We start from the raw sequence: 16,670 nt of genomic DNA on the forward strand, positions 1-16,670 counted from the left end.
GATAAACACGAGCACTTATTTTAAACAAACTTACTTGTATTATCTAACTAATAAAGATACAATTAATGTAGTTAAAAGGTAAATCGGTTTAAGTAAAGAGAGGTATATAATGACACCAGTTGTAAATACTAAAATATCTAAACAAGGTCAAGTTACTATTCCTGCTAGCGTACGAAAAGAATTAGATATAACTGACAGTACAAATATTTGTCTTACAGTTAAAGGTAACTCAATCGTAATTACCAAAAGAGATAATAAATCTGTTTGGAATAGCATATTAAATCAAGTCCCCGCCAAAAAAACTAAAACCAATGCTAAGGGCGAGATTGTTATTAATGATAATACTGATGATCAAGCATTAGTCGACTGGGGTCTCAATGGTTGATCAATTTGAAATTTATATTGCACGAGTAACTTTCATTACCCAAAATGGATTTAAAGATAGACCACTTCTAGTGTTGGGAACATTAGACAAAAATAAAATTGGATACTTTCCAATAACTTCTAGATATAAAACAAAGTCAGCTACTATAAAAAAGTCTTATTATCCTATTGTCGAATGGAAAATTGCAGGATTAAAAAAGCAATCATATGTTGATTGTGGAGTTTTAAGATCAATTGATAAAAAAGCAATCATAAATGAATCACCCATAGGAAAACTAACTGCTATAGATGCTAATGGAATAACAGACTTTGTACAAAAATTAAAGAACTTACATTAAACCAAAAATGGCCTCACGTACCCAAATACGTGAAGCCATTTTCTTTTGTCAATCTTATTTAAATTAATGAGTTTCCCAGAAGCAGCATGATAAACACAAGCACTAGATCCAAGTAAACAAAGCTACTAACAACCTGCCATTTGCCCATCGTGTAACTGGACCAAATTGAATTAATGATAATAAACACCAGTTCAATGTAAATCAAGAGGGCAATCAAACTGCCACCCACCATCGTAAAACCACCGATGATGGAATGCGGGCCAAGGTGAAGGTGAAACGGTCCAAATTTCAGCCAGAAAACCACGACCGCCGACTGAATGACCAACAGGACGCTCAACACCACGTTAATCCAGAACATGATGCTGTTTTTAATGAGCAAAGGTTCTAACTGCCCACGAATCAAGAAGTAGCCGATTGCCGTCAAAATCACCATCACTAACAGGGTAATTCCAATAATTTCAAGATTAGCGCTCAAAAGTTGCTTATGACTCTCGGTCACAATGTTAATCTTGCGTCCCGTCCACGTGATGATGTCGCATCCCAAGATGAACACCATCCAGTAGATCAACATCATCCAAAACTTAGGATACAGACTAATCGGGTGATAAATCATGAAGGCATAAACGGCGGTAAAGAACAGCACAGCCAACACAAAGTACGGTCGATTCATTACGGAAGCGGCTGCTCCACAAATCAAGGTCGAAGCCGCGAGCCACGACCACTGATAACCCTTCCCCTTTGACTCAAAGAAAGCCATTGGAACCGCCATAAAAATGAAGATTAGACCAATCTCAGCCGACAGGTGAAAAGCTTCATAATAAAGTAAGTCTAAAATGACGAAAGCATACGCCACGAATTCCAGCGATAACGTTTTGAATTGACGCGTCTTGACAAGTTTTTTTAACATGAAATTCCCCTTTATTAGTTCTTCTGGTATCTATTTTACACCCAATTAAACTCAATTTTCTAAATGTTTGTACTATCGTGAGCGTTTGGGTATGATGAAATTGAGCCCAGGAGGTGAATAAAATGGAAGACATTGATATTGATGAACTCAATCCCACCACGATGGTGGAATACTTTGAAAATGAACGGAAAAATAAATTCGACGTTGGTTACATTTTAAAACATAACGACAAGTATGCGCTGATGAGGACCATTGACCTCGAAGGTCGTCTTGATAACTACGAATTAATCGATCTGACGAAAGAAGTTCCGGTTTTTAACACGGGAACTCCGTACTTAAAACAGATGATCGAGTATCGGACCCTTGCGACTGAATATGGGCTTAAGGATACACCACAAATTAAAACAATTGAAGACCTTCCTTTTAAGAATCCACTTCAGGAGGTCCTTGATTATCTGTCACGGAGTGAAGTGAATTTTGAAGTCGTCACAATTAACAAGAAGAACCAGAAAAAAGACCGCATCGGCTACATGAAAAATCGAGAACCGTCCAATTTCTCACTGATTTCACGAGCCGTTGACGATCCGTTTGACCCCATTTTAAATGAGGAACACAAGATCAAACTAAAAAAGATCGAGATTGTGTGTTTCAATTCATGGGAGCTCATCTTTTTGACTGATCTAATCAAAAATGATTAGGAGGAGATTTATGCCCAAGTCAACTAAGATTATTATTGCCATCGCTGTTGTACTTGTAATCGTACTACTCGTCTGCATGGCGTTAGTACTGTTAATTCCCGGTCCAATTGGTGAAATTTCAAACGCAGTTTAAGGTTCAAACTAAAAAGGTGATCACGCGATTCGATCGTGTGATCACCTTTTCGTTAATATTAGCATTTAAAATCATTCTAATCTTGTCGCTCCTTGAGTTTCCCCCGAAAATCAGACAACTGATGGTAGCCCTTGTGAAGCATGATATCTGTCAGTTCAGAATCCAAACGTGAAAAGATTTCAGGGCCTTCCTTTAAAAGGGCCGTTCCGACCTCAACCACATCAGCACCACACAGGATTAACTCAAAGGCGTCCTTTCCGGTGCTAACGCCACCAGTTCCGATAATCTTGATTTCTGGCTTCAAACGCTTTCTGAAGGCTCGTACATTAGCTAACGCCACGGGCTTGACGTATGAACCACCGATGCCGCCAAAACCACCCTTGGGGGAAATGACTGCTGATTCGGTGTCAGCGTCCACAATTAAGCCGTTACCCACACTGTTAATGGTGTTGATGTAGGTCAAGGGGTACTGGTTTAAAATCTTACTTACGACGTCGTATTGTTGTAAGTCAAAATACGGTGGTAACTTGAGGCCCAGTGGCTTGGTATAAAAACTAAAAATGGCTTCCATGGCCGCGTGAACGGCCGCAAAGTCGTAACCAATCTGGGGCTTGCCAATCACATTCGGACACGACAAGTTGAGTTCACAGAGACCGGTAAAGCTACTATCTTGAATTTTTCTTAAAGCCGTAATGTTGTCACCAAGGGAGGTTCCTGAGATTGATAAATCGATTGGCTTATCAATCTGATTCTGTTTAATGTAATCGAGATAGTATGTCAGTCCCTTGTTTGGCAGTCCCATGGAATTGATACTGCCAAATTCTGTTTCGGCATAGCGCGGCTTGGGGTTCCCCTCACGTGGCTCTAACGTGGCACTCTTGGTCGTCACGCCACCAGCTTCGGATTTCAGGATTTGATTCATCTCTTCAGCGGTTTCGTCAAAGACTCCAGCGGCATTTAAAAAGGGATGGGCAAACGTCTCGTTACCGATCTGTGCTGCAATTGAAATGTGATCCATTGTAAATAACTCCTTTGGTATATAAAAAGTCACAACTATTAGTGGGCATTCAGAGAAGTTCCCATTTGTCATAGTTGCGACCGCGATTAGTTTAATTAGGATGAATAATCTTTGGATTCTCTGAACCAATTAAAGATTGATTGTCATTATCATAACGACCCCCACCCTCAATTGTCAACTTAGAAAACCTGCCTAAAAAATAATTGACTTTCTACGTCAATTTAGTTAGAGTATTTATCAAATAAATCGAGACTACTTTAATTCAATCCAGAGAGATTGAAAAGTTAACTGGTCATGTCAAAAAATGGGCGTGCTACGTTAATTTGTAGTAGGCCCTTTATTTATGTAATTCAACCAAGTGAAAATCTAGGAGGATAAAATGGCATATTCATACAAGCATGACTTAGTGACGGTCTCTGACATGGACGAGAAACAGGTTTTACATAAGATTAAACTGGCGCAACTCTTTAAAGAAGGCAAATCGGTGCACCTAAACCGCCCCACCTACGCAATGAACCTCTTCTTTGAGAACAGTACCAGAACGCACACCAGCTTTGAGATGGCGGAACGCAGACTCGGAATCCAGGTCCTCCAGTTTAACGCGGATACCAGTTCGGTCACCAAGGGTGAGACCCTCTTAGACACCATCAAAACGCTTCAGGCGATTGGCGTTGACATCGCGGTGATTCGGCATCCCGAAAACGAGTACTACCAACAACTACTGGACGACAACCTGAAAATTAGTGTGGTCAACGGTGGTGACGGAAGTGGCCAGCACCCGTCGCAATCACTCCTCGACATGATGACTATCTACCAGGAATTTGGCACCTTCAAGGATTTAAACGTCGGGATCATTGGCGATTTAAACCACTCCCGAGTGGCCCGTTCCAACATGGAACTTTTAACTAAACTCGGAGCGAACGTGTCGTTTGCGGGTCCCGACCAGTGGTACGACCCGAAATTTAAGGAGTACGGTAAGCATTTAACCGTTGACGAACTGGCTCACAAATCCGACATCGTGATGTTACTCAGGGTGCAAAAGGAACGCCTCGGAAAAGAACTGGCAAACTTTGACGCCACCAGTTATCACGAACAATTTGGCCTAACCAAGGAACGCTACCAAACGATGAGGGATAACGCCATCATCATGCACCCCGCTCCCGTCAACCGTGGGATTGAGATTGATTCCGACCTCGTGGAAGCCGACAAGTCCCGAATCTTTAAACAGATGACGAACGGGATGTACATGCGCATGGCCATTTTGACCGACGTCCTCGTTAATAAGGGCATTGTGAATAAAGCAGATATTGAGGGAATTGACGAACGATGAAAATTTTAATTCAAAACGGGCAACTTTTTCAAAATCAAGCGCTCAAACGGTGTGATTTACTGTTAGATGATGGTGTTATTAAACAAATCAAACCTCAAATTGAGCCAACGCAAACCGACAGGGTCATTGACGCCATGAATAAGGTGGTACTGCCCGGTTTGGTGGACGTGCACGTTCACTTCAGAGACCCCGGTCAAACGGAAAAGGAAACCGTCAAAACCGGTAGTAAAGCGTCCGCTCACGGTGGTTACACGACCGTCTGTGCCATGCCAAACGTCACACCCATCCCCAATACTCCTGATAAACTAAGGACGATGATTGAGCATAACCTGCAACAGGGCGCTATCAACGTGAAACAGTTTGCCCCCGTCACTTACAACGAACGTGGTGACCAACTCGTGAACTTTGCCGAGATGAAACAGGCTGGAGCCATAGCTTTCAGTAACGATGGGATTGGGATTCAGAGCGCCCAGACCATGTACAAGGCCATGAAAGAAATCGCTCAAACTGAATTGCCTCTGGCCGCCCACGTCGAAGACCGCTCGTTAATGAACGGCGGCGTCATTAATGAAGGATTAACAGCTAAAAAACTAGGCCTAACGGGTATTTCCGAAGTGACGGAAACCAGCCAACTAGCTCGCGACCTCGAACTAGCACGGACGAGCGGTGTTCATTACCACGTCTGTCACGTCTCAACGGCGCGCAGTGTAGAACTAATTCGACGAGCTAAAGCGGATGACGTCAACGTCACCGCTGAGGTTTCCCCGCATCACCTGTTATTAGACGACACCATGATTACCAGTGACAACCCCATTTACAAGATGAATCCGCCACTGAGAACCAAAAAAGACCGGCAAGCGTTACTAGATGGATTGCTTGACGGCACCATCGACATGATTGCGACCGACCACGCTCCTCACACCGTCTCTGACAAGGGGAATTCTTTTAACGATGCGGCTTTCGGGATCACCGGCACCGAAACGGCCTTCCCACTGCTGTACACCAGACTGGTTAAAACCGGCCAGGTGACTCTGAGTCAACTATTAGAATGGATGAGTAGTAAGCCAACCGCCTCCTTCAATCTCTCAAAAGAAAACCAAATCAAGGTTGGTAATCACGCCAATTTCTCAGTCTGGAATCTAAATGCGCCGCATCAAATTACAACCAAAAACATGAAATCAAAGGGAATTAATTCGCCGTTTATTGGCGAGCAAGTTGACGCGCAGAACCTCATGACCTTTGTTAACGGCCAAATCGTTTACCACCCATAATTAAAAAATGCTTTACGTAATTAAATACGTAAAGCATTTTTACTATTGCTAGTTTAAATTAAGTCTTCGACAATGGCAGCGTTGAACTGATCCAAATCATCCGGTGTTCGACTCGTAATCAAGTGGTGATCCTTTACAACCGGTTCATCTTTTACAATGGCACCAGCGTAGTAAATGTCAGTCTGAACGGTTTTATAAGCGGTCATCGTGCGACCCTTAACCAGTCCCGTTTGCATGAACAATTGGGGACCATGACAAATTGCAAACGTTGGCTTGTCAGCTAACAAGAAACTTCTCGCAAATTTAACAAACCGTGGGTCACCCCGCAGTTGATCTGGTGAAAAGCCACCGGGAACTAGCAAAGCATCAAAGCTTTCCGGCATAACATCGGCAATTCCAGCGTCAACCTTGGTCTTGTGTCCGTGTTTACCAGTAATCTCTTCGCCTGCCTTCTTATCGATGATCGTAATATCGTGACCAGCTTTTTTCAATGCTTCGACTGGTGAAGTCAATTCAACATCTTCAACGTCATTAGTTACAAGTACAGCTACTTTAGCCATTTCTTATCACTTCCTTACCTATAATTTTACATGGAATGAAATTTCAGGGAAAATATTTTGCTTAACAATTTATCACAATTTTAGAACCAATGAAACTTAACGGAAATTTGATTTACACTTCTCACGGAAAGCCGCTATAATTAATGTAACTACATTTTCCAGAATTCGAGGGTATTTTATGAACAAGTCCAAACATGACGTCAACCTAGTTTGTGTGACGGTTGCATCCTGCATCATCTTCGTCTTAGTGATCCTGATAGGATGTCTGTTAGTCTCAACTCATCACGCCAAGGCTAAAAACCAACAACTTATGACCAAGATTAGGACAACCCGGCAGGAAACCAATACGTTAAACGCCAAAAAGACCGCGCAAAAAGTTCAGAAACAACATCAGACCGGCGTCGACATCACATCCATTCAGAAAAATAACGACCAGGTCTACCAAAAGGCCATGAAGATGGCATACACGGCCAAATCAAGCAAACAGCGTCAAGCCGTTAGCAAGCAGTTTAAAAAGGATCGTTTCGATCCAGCCTTTACTAAGACCATTTTAAGCACCAAGGGACACAATAAAAAATACCTAAACCAAAAGATTGAGGACGTCTCCGTCAACAACGCTCGTTACGACAGCCAGTCTCAATCCTACAACTCGATGATCACCATTACCTTTGCCTCAAGGAAGAATAAGAAGCCAAACGTCTTGAATTACGTCGTTAACTACAACGTTAAGAAACGAAAGACGACCCTCGTTGGGGCTTCATGGACCAGCACGTTCGTGGCGTTAGGAGGTCAAGAAATCAATGGCTAAAAACAACAAATTTCACCTCAATAAAAACGTCAGTGTTCTAGCAATCATGTTCGTAATCATTGTCGTCTTGCTCCTCGCCATCTTCACCCTGATGATTCATAATGACACCATTAACACCCAGGTTAAAACTAATCAGGCCACTCTTTCTGCCGAACAAAAAACGTACAACCAGCGGTTTAACTCCCTAAACAAGCGTTATAAGAATCGCCTTTTAAACACCGATAATCAAAAGGCCGGCAGTATTCTGCAAAACCAGCACATGTCTGACACGACCTACAAGAACCTAAACGAATTCTTCCAGATTTTCTACACCTACGACAACGACGACCAATTCTTGGCACGTTCCCAAGTCCTAAGGGAAGCGGGACTCATTGGACCCAATTACGCCAGCAACCAAAGGGTCTTTGGTAAACAGGGAAACAAGCAGACCAAGGATAAAGTCAAAAGCATGGGCGTCAAGAGTAAAATGGTTGGACTACAGATGTACGACAATCCCAACAGTCCCGAAACGATAAAAAAGATTCGCGTCATCGTCACGTACGCAACCAAGTATAACCAAAACGGCGGTGACAACGTCGACAAGCTGGGTGACGTGCTGTACAACACCAAGACCAATCAAGTATTAAGCTATCAGCCAATCGTGACCGTGGGCCACTCGCTAGTGACGAAGTGGGCTCAATGAAAATAGCCTTCAGGAAATTCCTGAAGGCTATTTTTTTGAACTAATTTACTTTAATTAAACAAATTTTTCAAACTTCTCGTATTTAACCATGATACCAAGTTATTTGACCCGATGTTTCAAATCACGAAGTGCCAAAGCCATTGCTGAAGCAATAAAGCCAAGACCGATTAACTCGAGGATTAACGAGTCGTTCTCACCAGTTTGTGGCAAGTTCTTGGAATTCTGCTTAGCATTCTTTTCTGAAGAATTGAAAGCCTGATGAATGGCTTGCGTACTTTGCGGTTCGACTACTTGACTACCGTTCTGCTTTGTTGAAGCTTCTGGTGTACCGGTCTGACTGCCATTATTTGGAACTACCGCAGATCCACCATTGTTAGTTGGTTGACCTGGCATGACAGAATTGCCACTTGGTTGGTTTGGAGTTACCGAACTGCCACCATTACCGTTTCCACCGTTATGACTTGGTGTAATCGGGTTAGTGCCGTTGCCACCATTGTTGCTTGGATGGTTCGGGGTTGGTGCATTCTTAGCCAAAACCGTGACCGTTACTACCAATGTGTCCCCGTTTGAAGCGGTAATGATGACCTTGTATTGACCAGGAACTTGGTTATTAACTTTCGAGGTGTCAATGCTTGTGATCGTTGCTTCCGTACCATCAGCGTTAGTTGCTCTAGCACCGTAGGCAGCGGCATTGGTAGGAACTAGATCACCAACGTGAATGGTAATTCCGTGACCTTCAAGACTCGTCTTATCCGCTAAGACGGTCACCGTTACTACTAGTTTCTTGCCATTTGATGAAGTAATGGTGACTGGATATTGACCCGGCACCTTATTATTAACCTTGGAAGTATCGACGTTAGTGATACTTGCTTCTGTACCGTCTGTGTTAGTGGAACTGGCCCCATAAGCTTGTGGATCAGTTGGAACCTGATCACCAACGTAAATGGTCAATCCGTGTCCCACTAACGTTGCTTCGTCAGGGAGCACTGTAACCGTGACACCCAGTTTTTCACCATTGTTGGCGGTAATCGTTACCGGATAAACGCCAGGAACCTCATTGTTTACTTTGGATACGTCAATGTTTGTGATCTGGGCTGGATTGCCGTCGTAATCAGTTGCTTGAGCATCGTATGCCGCTGGGTCGGTTGGAACTTTTTGACCAACGTAAATCTTGATGTTGTTAGCACTTAAACGCGTGTGATTCTTCAAGACAGTGACGGTCACGGTGATACTTTCGCCATTATCTGAAGTGATGGTGACCGGATAATCACCAGGGATTTGGTTATTAACCTTTGAAACGTCAATCTTGGTAATCTTAGCGGGTTTCCCATTCTTGTAGGTTGCTTTAGCACCATATGCACTTGGCCACGTTGGAACCTGTCTCCCAATTCTGATGCTGGTTCCATGAGCGGCAATGCTAATCCGACTCTTAACGACCGTGACGGTGACACCTAGTGTCTCACCATTGTCAGCGTGAATCCAAACTGGATATACTCCAGGGACGTGATTATTTACCTTCGACACATCAATCTTAGTGATTTTAGCCGGATTACCATCATAATCGGTTGCCTTAGCGTCATACGCAGCTGGGTCAGTTGGAACCTGGTCGCCAGTGTAGATGGTCAGGTTATGCGCACTCAAACTAGTGTGGTTAAAGAGCACGTGAACGTAAACCGTCTTGGTTAAACCGTTTGACGCACTGATGACAACCGGATAATCTCCCGCCTTAGTGTTATTGACTTTAGAAGTGTCAATCCCAGTAATCGTTGCCGGACTGCCATCTGGGTTCAGAGCGGTCGCACCATAGGATTTAGCGTCGTCTGGAACGGCTTGCCCAATTCGAATGCTGATATCGTGACCGGTAATCGCGTCAGCGGGAATGGGAACAACGGTGACGGTTCTATTGAGTTGCGGACCATTAGGATCACTAGTACCCATTATTATGACGTGATAAGTCCCTGGCTTGTTGGCATCTACACCACCATAGACACCCCAAATGGCCATGCTAGGCCATGTTGGGTTTCCCATAATTGCGTCATAACTATCTGGATCGGAAAAATCAATATTAGTTGGATTTCCTTGATAGACGACAAGATTATTAGCGGTAAAATTAACCACTTGGACAATTCCAGTGGTCCAAACACTTCCATCAGAAAGGGTAAAACCATACTTGTATGTTCCAGGAACCTCATTATTAACATCTGAAACATCGATGGAAGTAACCGTTAATGGAGTGCCATTTACACTAGCAGTAATACTGTAGTCAGCGGGATCAGTCGGAACTGGCTGACCTTTCATAACATCAATGGCACCCGCCGTTATGTTATAAACCTTGTCACTTAACTGAACGTTTTTAGTCGTTTGTTTTGCTTGTTGATTAATTACCGCTGGTTGGTTAGTCTGAGCATTATTGGTGGTTTTCGGTGCTTGCTTTTCTGGAGCAACTACTTGTTTATTAAAATTGGCACCTTGATTATCAGTTTTTTGACTAGCTTGATTAGCGGGTGCTGGGGCAGTCTTTTGGTCAGTTGCGTTTTGTTGACCGCTATTTTGAGTTGGTTGGGTCGATTGATTTTTGCTTTGCGCATCGTTCTGACTAGCCGTGGCTTGGTTGTTAGTCGGTTGTGAATTTGTTTGAGCTGCTCTTTCGGTTTGACCGTTACCATTCTTTGCTGACGATTGGTCCACCTGTGCAGTGTTAGTCGTCGGTTTAGATGAATCAGTTTGTCCTGGTTGAGCACTGGCCATTGGAGCTGTCCCAGTGGTCTGACTGGTATTAGCTTGTGCTACATTATCTTGCGTTTGAGTTACGGCTGGATTCGACTTACTTTGATTTTCTGGTTGCGATTGAGCAGACGTCGTGACTAGGTCACCCTTTACTGGTTGACTGGACGCTGTCTTTTGAATAATTTGTACATTGTGATTATTATTATTAGATTGACCGTTAGTATCGGCGCTTGCGCCAACCGTCAATCCTCCGACGGTAGCGACGGTCACAATGGCTGCAACCATCCACCGCTTTCCGGCTTTATACATCTTGTAATGTTTCTTGGTATTGTTCTGCATAAGGTTTCCCCTCTCGTTCTAAAATACATTTTGTGAATTATCAGAATATATAGTAAAACTGCTGTTTATATATTCACAATCAACATTATAAACATGATGATGTCGGCATTCAACCCTTTAATATGTTTCACAATATCTGTAAAACGTACTAGAAAAGAGAGGTTATAAAATAATAATTACTACGTAAAAACAGCGTGCAAAATCTAGCAACCCATGAGTTTTATCGAATTTCCGATATTTAAATTTTCTCTTACGAATGGTTAGTCAATTTATCATTGATTTACCGGTGATTATAGCTAATCTTGTCAAAAAACATTTCGTATTTAATTGATTGATTAAAATAACATGAACCTTATCCAATCGTTCACAATTTATCTACTGTCAATTCTTTTTTTGACCGATTTTGTGTGAGTAAAATTCACAAAAATATTTGCAAAAATTTTTTTATTCACTCACCAAATTAATTTTAAAAGTTTGATTAAATCCGGCTTTTGTTAAATAACTTTCCATAAATTAGCCACAAAAAAATGGCCAACATCCCTTTCATAGATGCCGACCATTCAATTTAATTTAAAGCTTATTTGGTTTCTTTTTTATCTTTAAACCATTTTCCTAGTCCAAAGATGCCAAGAATTGAAAGTAACATAATTCCAATGGTACTTAGAACATTGTTATCTTTTTGACCAGTTTGTGGCAACTCACCCTTTTTATTAGTGTTGGTTGCATTTTCCTTAGCTTCATTAGTCTCATGTTTTTGTGACTTAACATGAGTATTATTTTCTGAAGTAGAAGATTTCGGTGTGGTTGTTTCTGAAGAATTCGAGTTGTTCTTATTTGAACTTCCATTACTTTCAGGAACCGCATTGCCATTGTGATCATTTGGTGTCATTGTACCATTTCCACCATTGTTGTTTGGTGTGTTTGGTTCAACGTTGTTCCCACTTTCACCATTGTTTCCATTAGTTGGATTCTCTGGTTCCGTTGGGTTTCCACCATTGTGGTCCCCCGGATGATTTGGTGTTGGGTTAGTTTCACCTGTCTGTTCCTTAGAATAGATAACTTTTTCTGTTCCCATCTCATCTGGACCGATGGTTCCATTGACGACCGCTTGATCGGGAGTCATGTCAGCAACACTTGGTGATTTAACACTATAAGTATTGTCATCACTCGTCCAATCGTTCCATGTGACTTCGCCCGTTGCCAAATCTTTGGTTCCAGTTCGAGTGAAGTGAGCAGTAACTGTCTTGGATGGTGCTACCTCGTTACCAGCTTGGTCAACATAGTGAATGGTCTTTTGGCCAGTTGTCTGATCCGAAACTGCTTCAGTATTATGCGTGTAAACAACGTTTACTGAATCATACTCATTTGGTGTGATGGTTCCGCTAACTGAGTTCTTATCAGGCGTCATGTTAGCAATTTCTGGTGAGGCAACGTTGTAAGTATCACTACCGTCGCTCATCCATGGTCCCCAAGTAAGGTCACCAGTGGCAAAGTCCTTCGTCCCATTTCGAGTGAAGTTAACGGTAATGGTCTTTGAAGGTGCCACTTGGTTACCATTTTGATCAACATAGTGAATGGTTCTTTGACCAGTAGCAGTACCAATTACTGAAGCCGTGTCATGCGTGTAGTAGACATTAATTGTATTATTTTCTCCACGAACAACGTTTCCAATAACTTGATATTTATCGGGTACCATGTTGTAAACCTTAGGTGAATCAACGTTGTAATGAGCATCATCACTTGTCCAATCATTCCAAGTAACATCATTCGTTACTAAATTCTTAGTCCCAGTCCGGGTGAAATGACCAGTAATAACCTTTGATGGTGCCACTTGGTTGCCACCAGTCTTGTCAATGTAATTAATGGTAGTTTGACCAGTTGCTTGCTCACTTACTTCCGTAGTGTCGTCAGCATAAGTAATATTTATTTCACTGTTATCATTTGGGTTAATCGTTCCGATAACTGATTTCTGACTAGGAGTTCTGTTAGGAACATTTGGCGATGTCACGTCGTAAGTGTTGTCAGTACTTATCCAATCGTTCCAAGTAACTTTACCAGTTACCAAATCCTTAGTTCCAGTCCGAGTAAAGTGGGCAACAACTGTCTTCGATGGGGCAACCTGATTGCCATTTTGATCAACATAGTTAATGGTTACTTGCCCATTTGCTTCATCCTTTAAATCTTCAGTATTATCAGTGTAAATCACTTTTGTTGAACCATTTTCGTCAGGATTGATGGTTCCACTGACTGAATCCTGACTAGGAGTTCTGTTAGGAACACTTGGTGATGGAATGTCATAAGTGTTATCGGTACTTGTCCACTTATTCCAGCTAGTCTTATTTGTCAATGGGTCTCTTTGACCAGTCCGGGTGAAGTGCGCGGTAATGACCTTATCTGGTTGGAGGGTATTACCATTTTGATCAACGTAATGAATGGTAAATGTTCCAGTGGTTGAGTCTGTAACTTCTTGACTAAGAACGACTGTGACACTCACCGTCTTATAACTCGTCAATCCTTTCGAATTGGTTGTCTTATAAGTCACGTTATAGACACCAGCTTGCTTGTTAGCAATGGCTTCTCTTAAAGCGGCATCATCGGAGATTTCAACTTTATCGCTGGTTCCGTCTTGAACATCACTTGAACTTACACCTTCTAACAAGTAGCTGTCTAAGTTGTTAATGTTGAAGGTGTCAGCATTTAATGACTTATCACTGGCCGTAATGGATGGGAAGAATCCTTGTTGGTCATTGTTTTGGTAAACAAAACCCATGGGAATATTATTATTTTTCGAAGTTCCCTGATCATCATGATAACCAAAGGTAACGGAATATCTACCACCAGTATTGGGAGCAATAAAATTACCAGTAAACTGTAAGTACTGAATGGTTACTCCATCTGGGAAAGTAATGGACAATACTGCGTGGTTCGCATTAATTTGATTGACTTGAACTTGAACGCCAGGTAAGACTTGTCTCAACTGGTCTAGCGTAATCCACTGACCAGCATATTGTCCGGCCCATCCAGGTGTATAAACTCCAGGACTAGGAATTCCAAAACGAAGTCCATTTAAATCAAAAGAAGCTCCGTCACCCTGAATGTCAACGGTCCAGGTTCTGCCAGTCAAATTATTTAGATTAGGGTCAGGATCTTGATTTGGGTAAAGCACGTTAGCAAAACTAGGTTGATCACCCTTAGCCGGATCATAAATTGAATCACCATAAGTAGGAGTTGAAACCGGATTATTAGCAGTTGGCCCACCGTATGGTGCTGCAACTCCAGCATAGTTATTTCCGATTCCAGATCCTAGGTTAGGCGCCTGAACTCGGTTAGGTGATGGTTGGTCATTATTAGAAGCAACGTATCCATAGTAAAATTTGTTTATCAAATAAGTGGAATTACCCTGCTGAAATTCAGTTGAGAAATCAACTCCAACATTATTGGGAACATCTGGACTCGTTTGAAAGGGAATGTTCAAAGTAAATGAGAACGAACCAGTAGTAAACTCAATGTTTTTATCGAAAATGTAATAAACTTGACCATTTGCGGCATCAACCTCTAAGTGTCCATATTCTGAACCACCAGTCATTGAAATTTTATTCCAATTAATAACTTTTTTCATCATGCCATCACTGCCAGGATCAGTACTGTTGGCAATGTTAAAGACGATTCTGTCACCCGCATTGATGGTAGCATCCGCATCGGTAATATTAATGTCGGTTCGAACTGACATACTCCCAAATTGGTTAAAATTAGTATTGTCTGGAGATGCGTCACTTGTGATGTTGATACCCTTCGGCAAAGTACTACTGTCACTAGTGGTATCAGCATTCATTTGTTGATTACTTCTTACAACATCAGGATTAGGCTGATTGGCCCTTTTGGCGTCATCATTTTTAGCCTGCTTAGTATCATCCGGTTTGGCTTGGGTATCAGTTCCTTGATTCTTCTGGTCATCAGTTTTTGCCTGATCAGCTTGTGAATCAGATTTAGCTGTGGCATCATTTTTATTTGATGAATCCTGCGTCTGATTTTGATTGTCAGAAGTAGCACTTGATTGATTATTAGTCTGCTTCTTTACATCACTTGACTGGTCAGTCTTCGATTGGTCAGTTTTACTATCTTGTGACGATTGCTCAGTTTTCTGGTCCTGAGTTGTTTGATTAGAATTATCCGTCGATGATTGTGATTCTTGTTTGCTATCATCCTGTTTTGACTGGTCATTCTGCACCTGAATTTGTGAATCATTCGCTGGTTGAGTTGCTTGATCCGCCTGCTTTTGTGAATCAGCTGTTTGACTCTTATTATCCTTTGTCTGGCCATCTGTTACACTGACAGCTTGGTCTGAACTACTTGGGTTTGCACCATTTTGATTAGATGATGTGGTTCCCGGTTGCGTCGCCGTACTCGTCTGGTCTGCTTTTTGTTCAGACGGAACGGTTCCTGCATTGGTCTGAGTAGCAGTGGTATCGGCGTTTGCCCCAAGTGTCATTCCACCGATTGTGAAAGTGGTGACAAGGGCGGCAACCATCCACCGTTTCCCAGACTTATACATCTTAAAATGTTTCTTTGAATCCCTAAACATAAATAAACACTCCTTAGTACCCTGGCGGTTACAAAATAATAAATCACAAACTACACTTATTATTCATTATTACGGAGACTTATTATACATAAAAAATACGATAACTCAATCATTCTGTTTATCAAACTCGTCAATTAATTAGGTAATTCAGGTTGTGAATTTTCAAATCTAAATCACCCTATGCTAGTACCAACACGTTTTCAGCAATTTATTCATTTCTTAATAAATTGCTGAATTTTTTAATTATTAAAAAAATATAAAAAAAGGCTAACACCCAAAATGGATGTTAGCCTTTAAACTTATTAATCTCGCTTAATCTTTAAATCACAAACTTACTTGGTTTCTTTTCGGTCTTTAAACCATTTTCCTAAGCCAAAGAAGCTGAGAAGTGACAGCAGCATGGTTCCGATCAGGCTTAAGAAGCTATCAGAACTTTGACCAGTTTGTGGTAACGTCGTCTTCTTTTCAGACTTTTTAGCTGGCTTAGCTGTTGGAACTTGCTTTGCTTGTGGTTTAGCTGGTTGAGCCGGTGCTTTAGCAGGAGTTTGTGGAGCCTGCTTAGCCTTCGGAGCTTCCGGTTGTGCGGCCGGAACTTCCTTTGGTGCACTTGGCTTAGTTGGCTCCGGTTGTACTGAAGGCTTTTCTGGTTTGTTTGGAACTACCGGAGTTGATGGTTCAGCATTCTTCACATAATGAATTGGGGTATCTTTTCCTAAATCATTGTGATCAATCGGATATGGTGTGCCAGGGACCAACTTGTTCCCGTTCTTATCAACTGGAGTGTATCCAGGAATGTCAGGGATAAGTGGGTTACCAGCATCACTTGGGTTGTTGGGATCATTTGGATAAACGATCGGGTTACTGCCCGGAACATCAGGAACTAAGTGACCTAA

General features: G+C 42.0%; 14 protein-coding genes. 8 read left to right on the plus strand and 6 right to left on the minus strand.

All coding sequences use genetic code 11. The annotated features are described in order from the left end of the window. The first annotated feature begins 109 nt into the window (after positions 1 to 109). Positions 110 to 385 carry an AbrB/MazE/SpoVT family DNA-binding domain-containing protein gene (locus tag AC6UD6_RS02000; RefSeq protein ID WP_500695493.1) on the plus strand — a complete coding sequence of 92 codons (276 nt, stop codon included), beginning with the start codon at positions 110 to 112 and terminating at the stop codon, positions 383 to 385. Then, entirely contained in the window at positions 378 to 722 is a 345-nt protein-coding gene (locus AC6UD6_RS02005; protein WP_500695494.1) for a hypothetical protein, read from the plus strand. Before AC6UD6_RS02000 ends, AC6UD6_RS02005 begins: the two co-directional genes overlap by 8 nt. Positions 723 to 780: 58 nt before the next feature. On the opposite strand, the gene AC6UD6_RS02010 is transcribed toward AC6UD6_RS02005, so the two are convergent. Then, complete coding sequence (locus tag AC6UD6_RS02010) at positions 781 to 1,629, minus strand: hypothetical protein (RefSeq protein ID WP_500695495.1); 849 nt, start codon at positions 1,627 to 1,629, stop codon at positions 781 to 783. Positions 1,630 to 1,751: 122 nt separating this feature from the next. Between AC6UD6_RS02010 and AC6UD6_RS02015 the strand changes: the two genes are divergently transcribed. Both AC6UD6_RS02015 and AC6UD6_RS02020 read left to right on the plus strand, forming a co-directional pair. Beyond that, positions 1,752 to 2,327 (plus strand): hypothetical protein, encoded by a 576-nt coding sequence (locus AC6UD6_RS02015; RefSeq protein WP_500693257.1) that lies wholly within the window; start codon positions 1,752 to 1,754, stop codon positions 2,325 to 2,327. 10 nt (positions 2,328 to 2,337) lie between these two features. Continuing rightward, complete coding sequence (locus AC6UD6_RS02020) at positions 2,338 to 2,460, plus strand: hypothetical protein (RefSeq protein WP_500695496.1); 123 nt, start codon at positions 2,338 to 2,340, stop codon at positions 2,458 to 2,460. Between the two features lie 76 nt (positions 2,461 to 2,536). Here the strand turns inward: AC6UD6_RS02020 and AC6UD6_RS02025 are convergent, their stop codons facing one another. Next, the gene (locus AC6UD6_RS02025) at positions 2,537 to 3,478 is read right to left on the minus strand and encodes a dihydroorotate oxidase (protein ID WP_500695497.1); all 942 of its coding nucleotides are present in this window, start codon (positions 3,476 to 3,478) and stop codon (positions 2,537 to 2,539) included. 379 nt (positions 3,479 to 3,857) lie between these two features. On the opposite strand from AC6UD6_RS02025, the gene AC6UD6_RS02030 reads away from it, so the two are divergent. Further along, entirely contained in the window at positions 3,858 to 4,808 is a 951-nt protein-coding gene (locus AC6UD6_RS02030) for an aspartate carbamoyltransferase catalytic subunit (protein ID WP_500695498.1), read from the plus strand. Continuing rightward, on the plus strand, positions 4,805 to 6,079 hold the full coding sequence (pyrC, locus tag AC6UD6_RS02035) for a dihydroorotase (protein ID WP_500695499.1): 1,275 nt from the start codon (positions 4,805 to 4,807) through the stop codon (positions 6,077 to 6,079). Before AC6UD6_RS02030 ends, pyrC begins: the two co-directional genes overlap by 4 nt. Before the next feature lie 53 nt (positions 6,080 to 6,132). On the opposite strand, the gene AC6UD6_RS02040 is transcribed toward pyrC, so the two are convergent. Beyond that, entirely contained in the window at positions 6,133 to 6,639 is a 507-nt protein-coding gene (locus tag AC6UD6_RS02040; protein ID WP_500695500.1) for a type 1 glutamine amidotransferase domain-containing protein, read from the minus strand. 178 nt (positions 6,640 to 6,817) lie between these two features. Here AC6UD6_RS02040 and AC6UD6_RS02045 point away from each other — a divergent pair, with 178 nt between their 5' ends. After that, positions 6,818 to 7,447 carry a hypothetical protein gene (locus AC6UD6_RS02045; protein WP_500695501.1) on the plus strand — a complete coding sequence of 210 codons (630 nt, stop codon included), beginning with the start codon at positions 6,818 to 6,820 and terminating at the stop codon, positions 7,445 to 7,447. Continuing rightward, the gene (locus AC6UD6_RS02050; protein ID WP_500695502.1) at positions 7,440 to 8,129 is read left to right on the plus strand and encodes a hypothetical protein; all 690 of its coding nucleotides are present in this window, start codon (positions 7,440 to 7,442) and stop codon (positions 8,127 to 8,129) included. Before AC6UD6_RS02045 ends, AC6UD6_RS02050 begins: the two co-directional genes overlap by 8 nt. 99 nt (positions 8,130 to 8,228) lie before the next feature. On the opposite strand, the gene AC6UD6_RS02055 is transcribed toward AC6UD6_RS02050, so the two are convergent. The 3 genes from AC6UD6_RS02055 to AC6UD6_RS02065 all read right to left on the minus strand — a co-directional run. Then, positions 8,229 to 11,195, minus strand: coding sequence for a KxYKxGKxW signal peptide domain-containing protein (locus AC6UD6_RS02055; protein ID WP_500695503.1), 2,967 nt, complete (start codon positions 11,193 to 11,195; stop codon positions 8,229 to 8,231). A gap of 577 nt (positions 11,196 to 11,772) precedes the next feature. Next, positions 11,773 to 15,777, minus strand: a complete 4,005-nt coding sequence (locus tag AC6UD6_RS02060) for a mucin-binding protein (RefSeq protein WP_500695504.1) — start codon at positions 15,775 to 15,777, stop codon at positions 11,773 to 11,775. A gap of 332 nt (positions 15,778 to 16,109) precedes the next feature. Then, on the minus strand, positions 16,110 to 16,670 hold a 561-nt coding region (locus AC6UD6_RS02065), incomplete at its 5' end, for an LPXTG cell wall anchor domain-containing protein (protein ID WP_500695505.1).

The organism is Fructilactobacillus sp. X8R2C1, assembly GCF_059900955.1.

Bases quoted from the DNA above. Each gene is read 5' to 3' on its own strand.
- AC6UD6_RS02000 (WP_500695493.1), top strand. From the start codon at position 110: ATGACACCAGTTGTAAATACTAAAATATCTAAACAAGGTCAAGTTACT.
- AC6UD6_RS02005 (WP_500695494.1), top strand. From the start codon at position 378: ATGGTTGATCAATTTGAAATTTATATTGCACGAGTAACTTTCATTACC.
- AC6UD6_RS02010 (WP_500695495.1), bottom strand. From the start codon at position 1,629: ATGTTAAAAAAACTTGTCAAGACGCGTCAATTCAAAACGTTATCGCTG.
- AC6UD6_RS02015 (WP_500693257.1), top strand. From the start codon at position 1,752: ATGGAAGACATTGATATTGATGAACTCAATCCCACCACGATGGTGGAA.
- AC6UD6_RS02020 (WP_500695496.1), top strand. From the start codon at position 2,338: ATGCCCAAGTCAACTAAGATTATTATTGCCATCGCTGTTGTACTTGTA.
- AC6UD6_RS02025 (WP_500695497.1), bottom strand. From the start codon at position 3,478: ATGGATCACATTTCAATTGCAGCACAGATCGGTAACGAGACGTTTGCC.
- AC6UD6_RS02030 (WP_500695498.1), top strand. From the start codon at position 3,858: ATGGCATATTCATACAAGCATGACTTAGTGACGGTCTCTGACATGGAC.
- pyrC (WP_500695499.1), top strand. From the start codon at position 4,805: ATGAAAATTTTAATTCAAAACGGGCAACTTTTTCAAAATCAAGCGCTC.
- AC6UD6_RS02040 (WP_500695500.1), bottom strand. From the start codon at position 6,639: ATGGCTAAAGTAGCTGTACTTGTAACTAATGACGTTGAAGATGTTGAA.
- AC6UD6_RS02045 (WP_500695501.1), top strand. From the start codon at position 6,818: ATGAACAAGTCCAAACATGACGTCAACCTAGTTTGTGTGACGGTTGCA.
- AC6UD6_RS02050 (WP_500695502.1), top strand. From the start codon at position 7,440: ATGGCTAAAAACAACAAATTTCACCTCAATAAAAACGTCAGTGTTCTA.
- AC6UD6_RS02055 (WP_500695503.1), bottom strand. From the start codon at position 11,195: ATGCAGAACAATACCAAGAAACATTACAAGATGTATAAAGCCGGAAAG.
- AC6UD6_RS02060 (WP_500695504.1), bottom strand. From the start codon at position 15,777: ATGTTTAGGGATTCAAAGAAACATTTTAAGATGTATAAGTCTGGGAAA.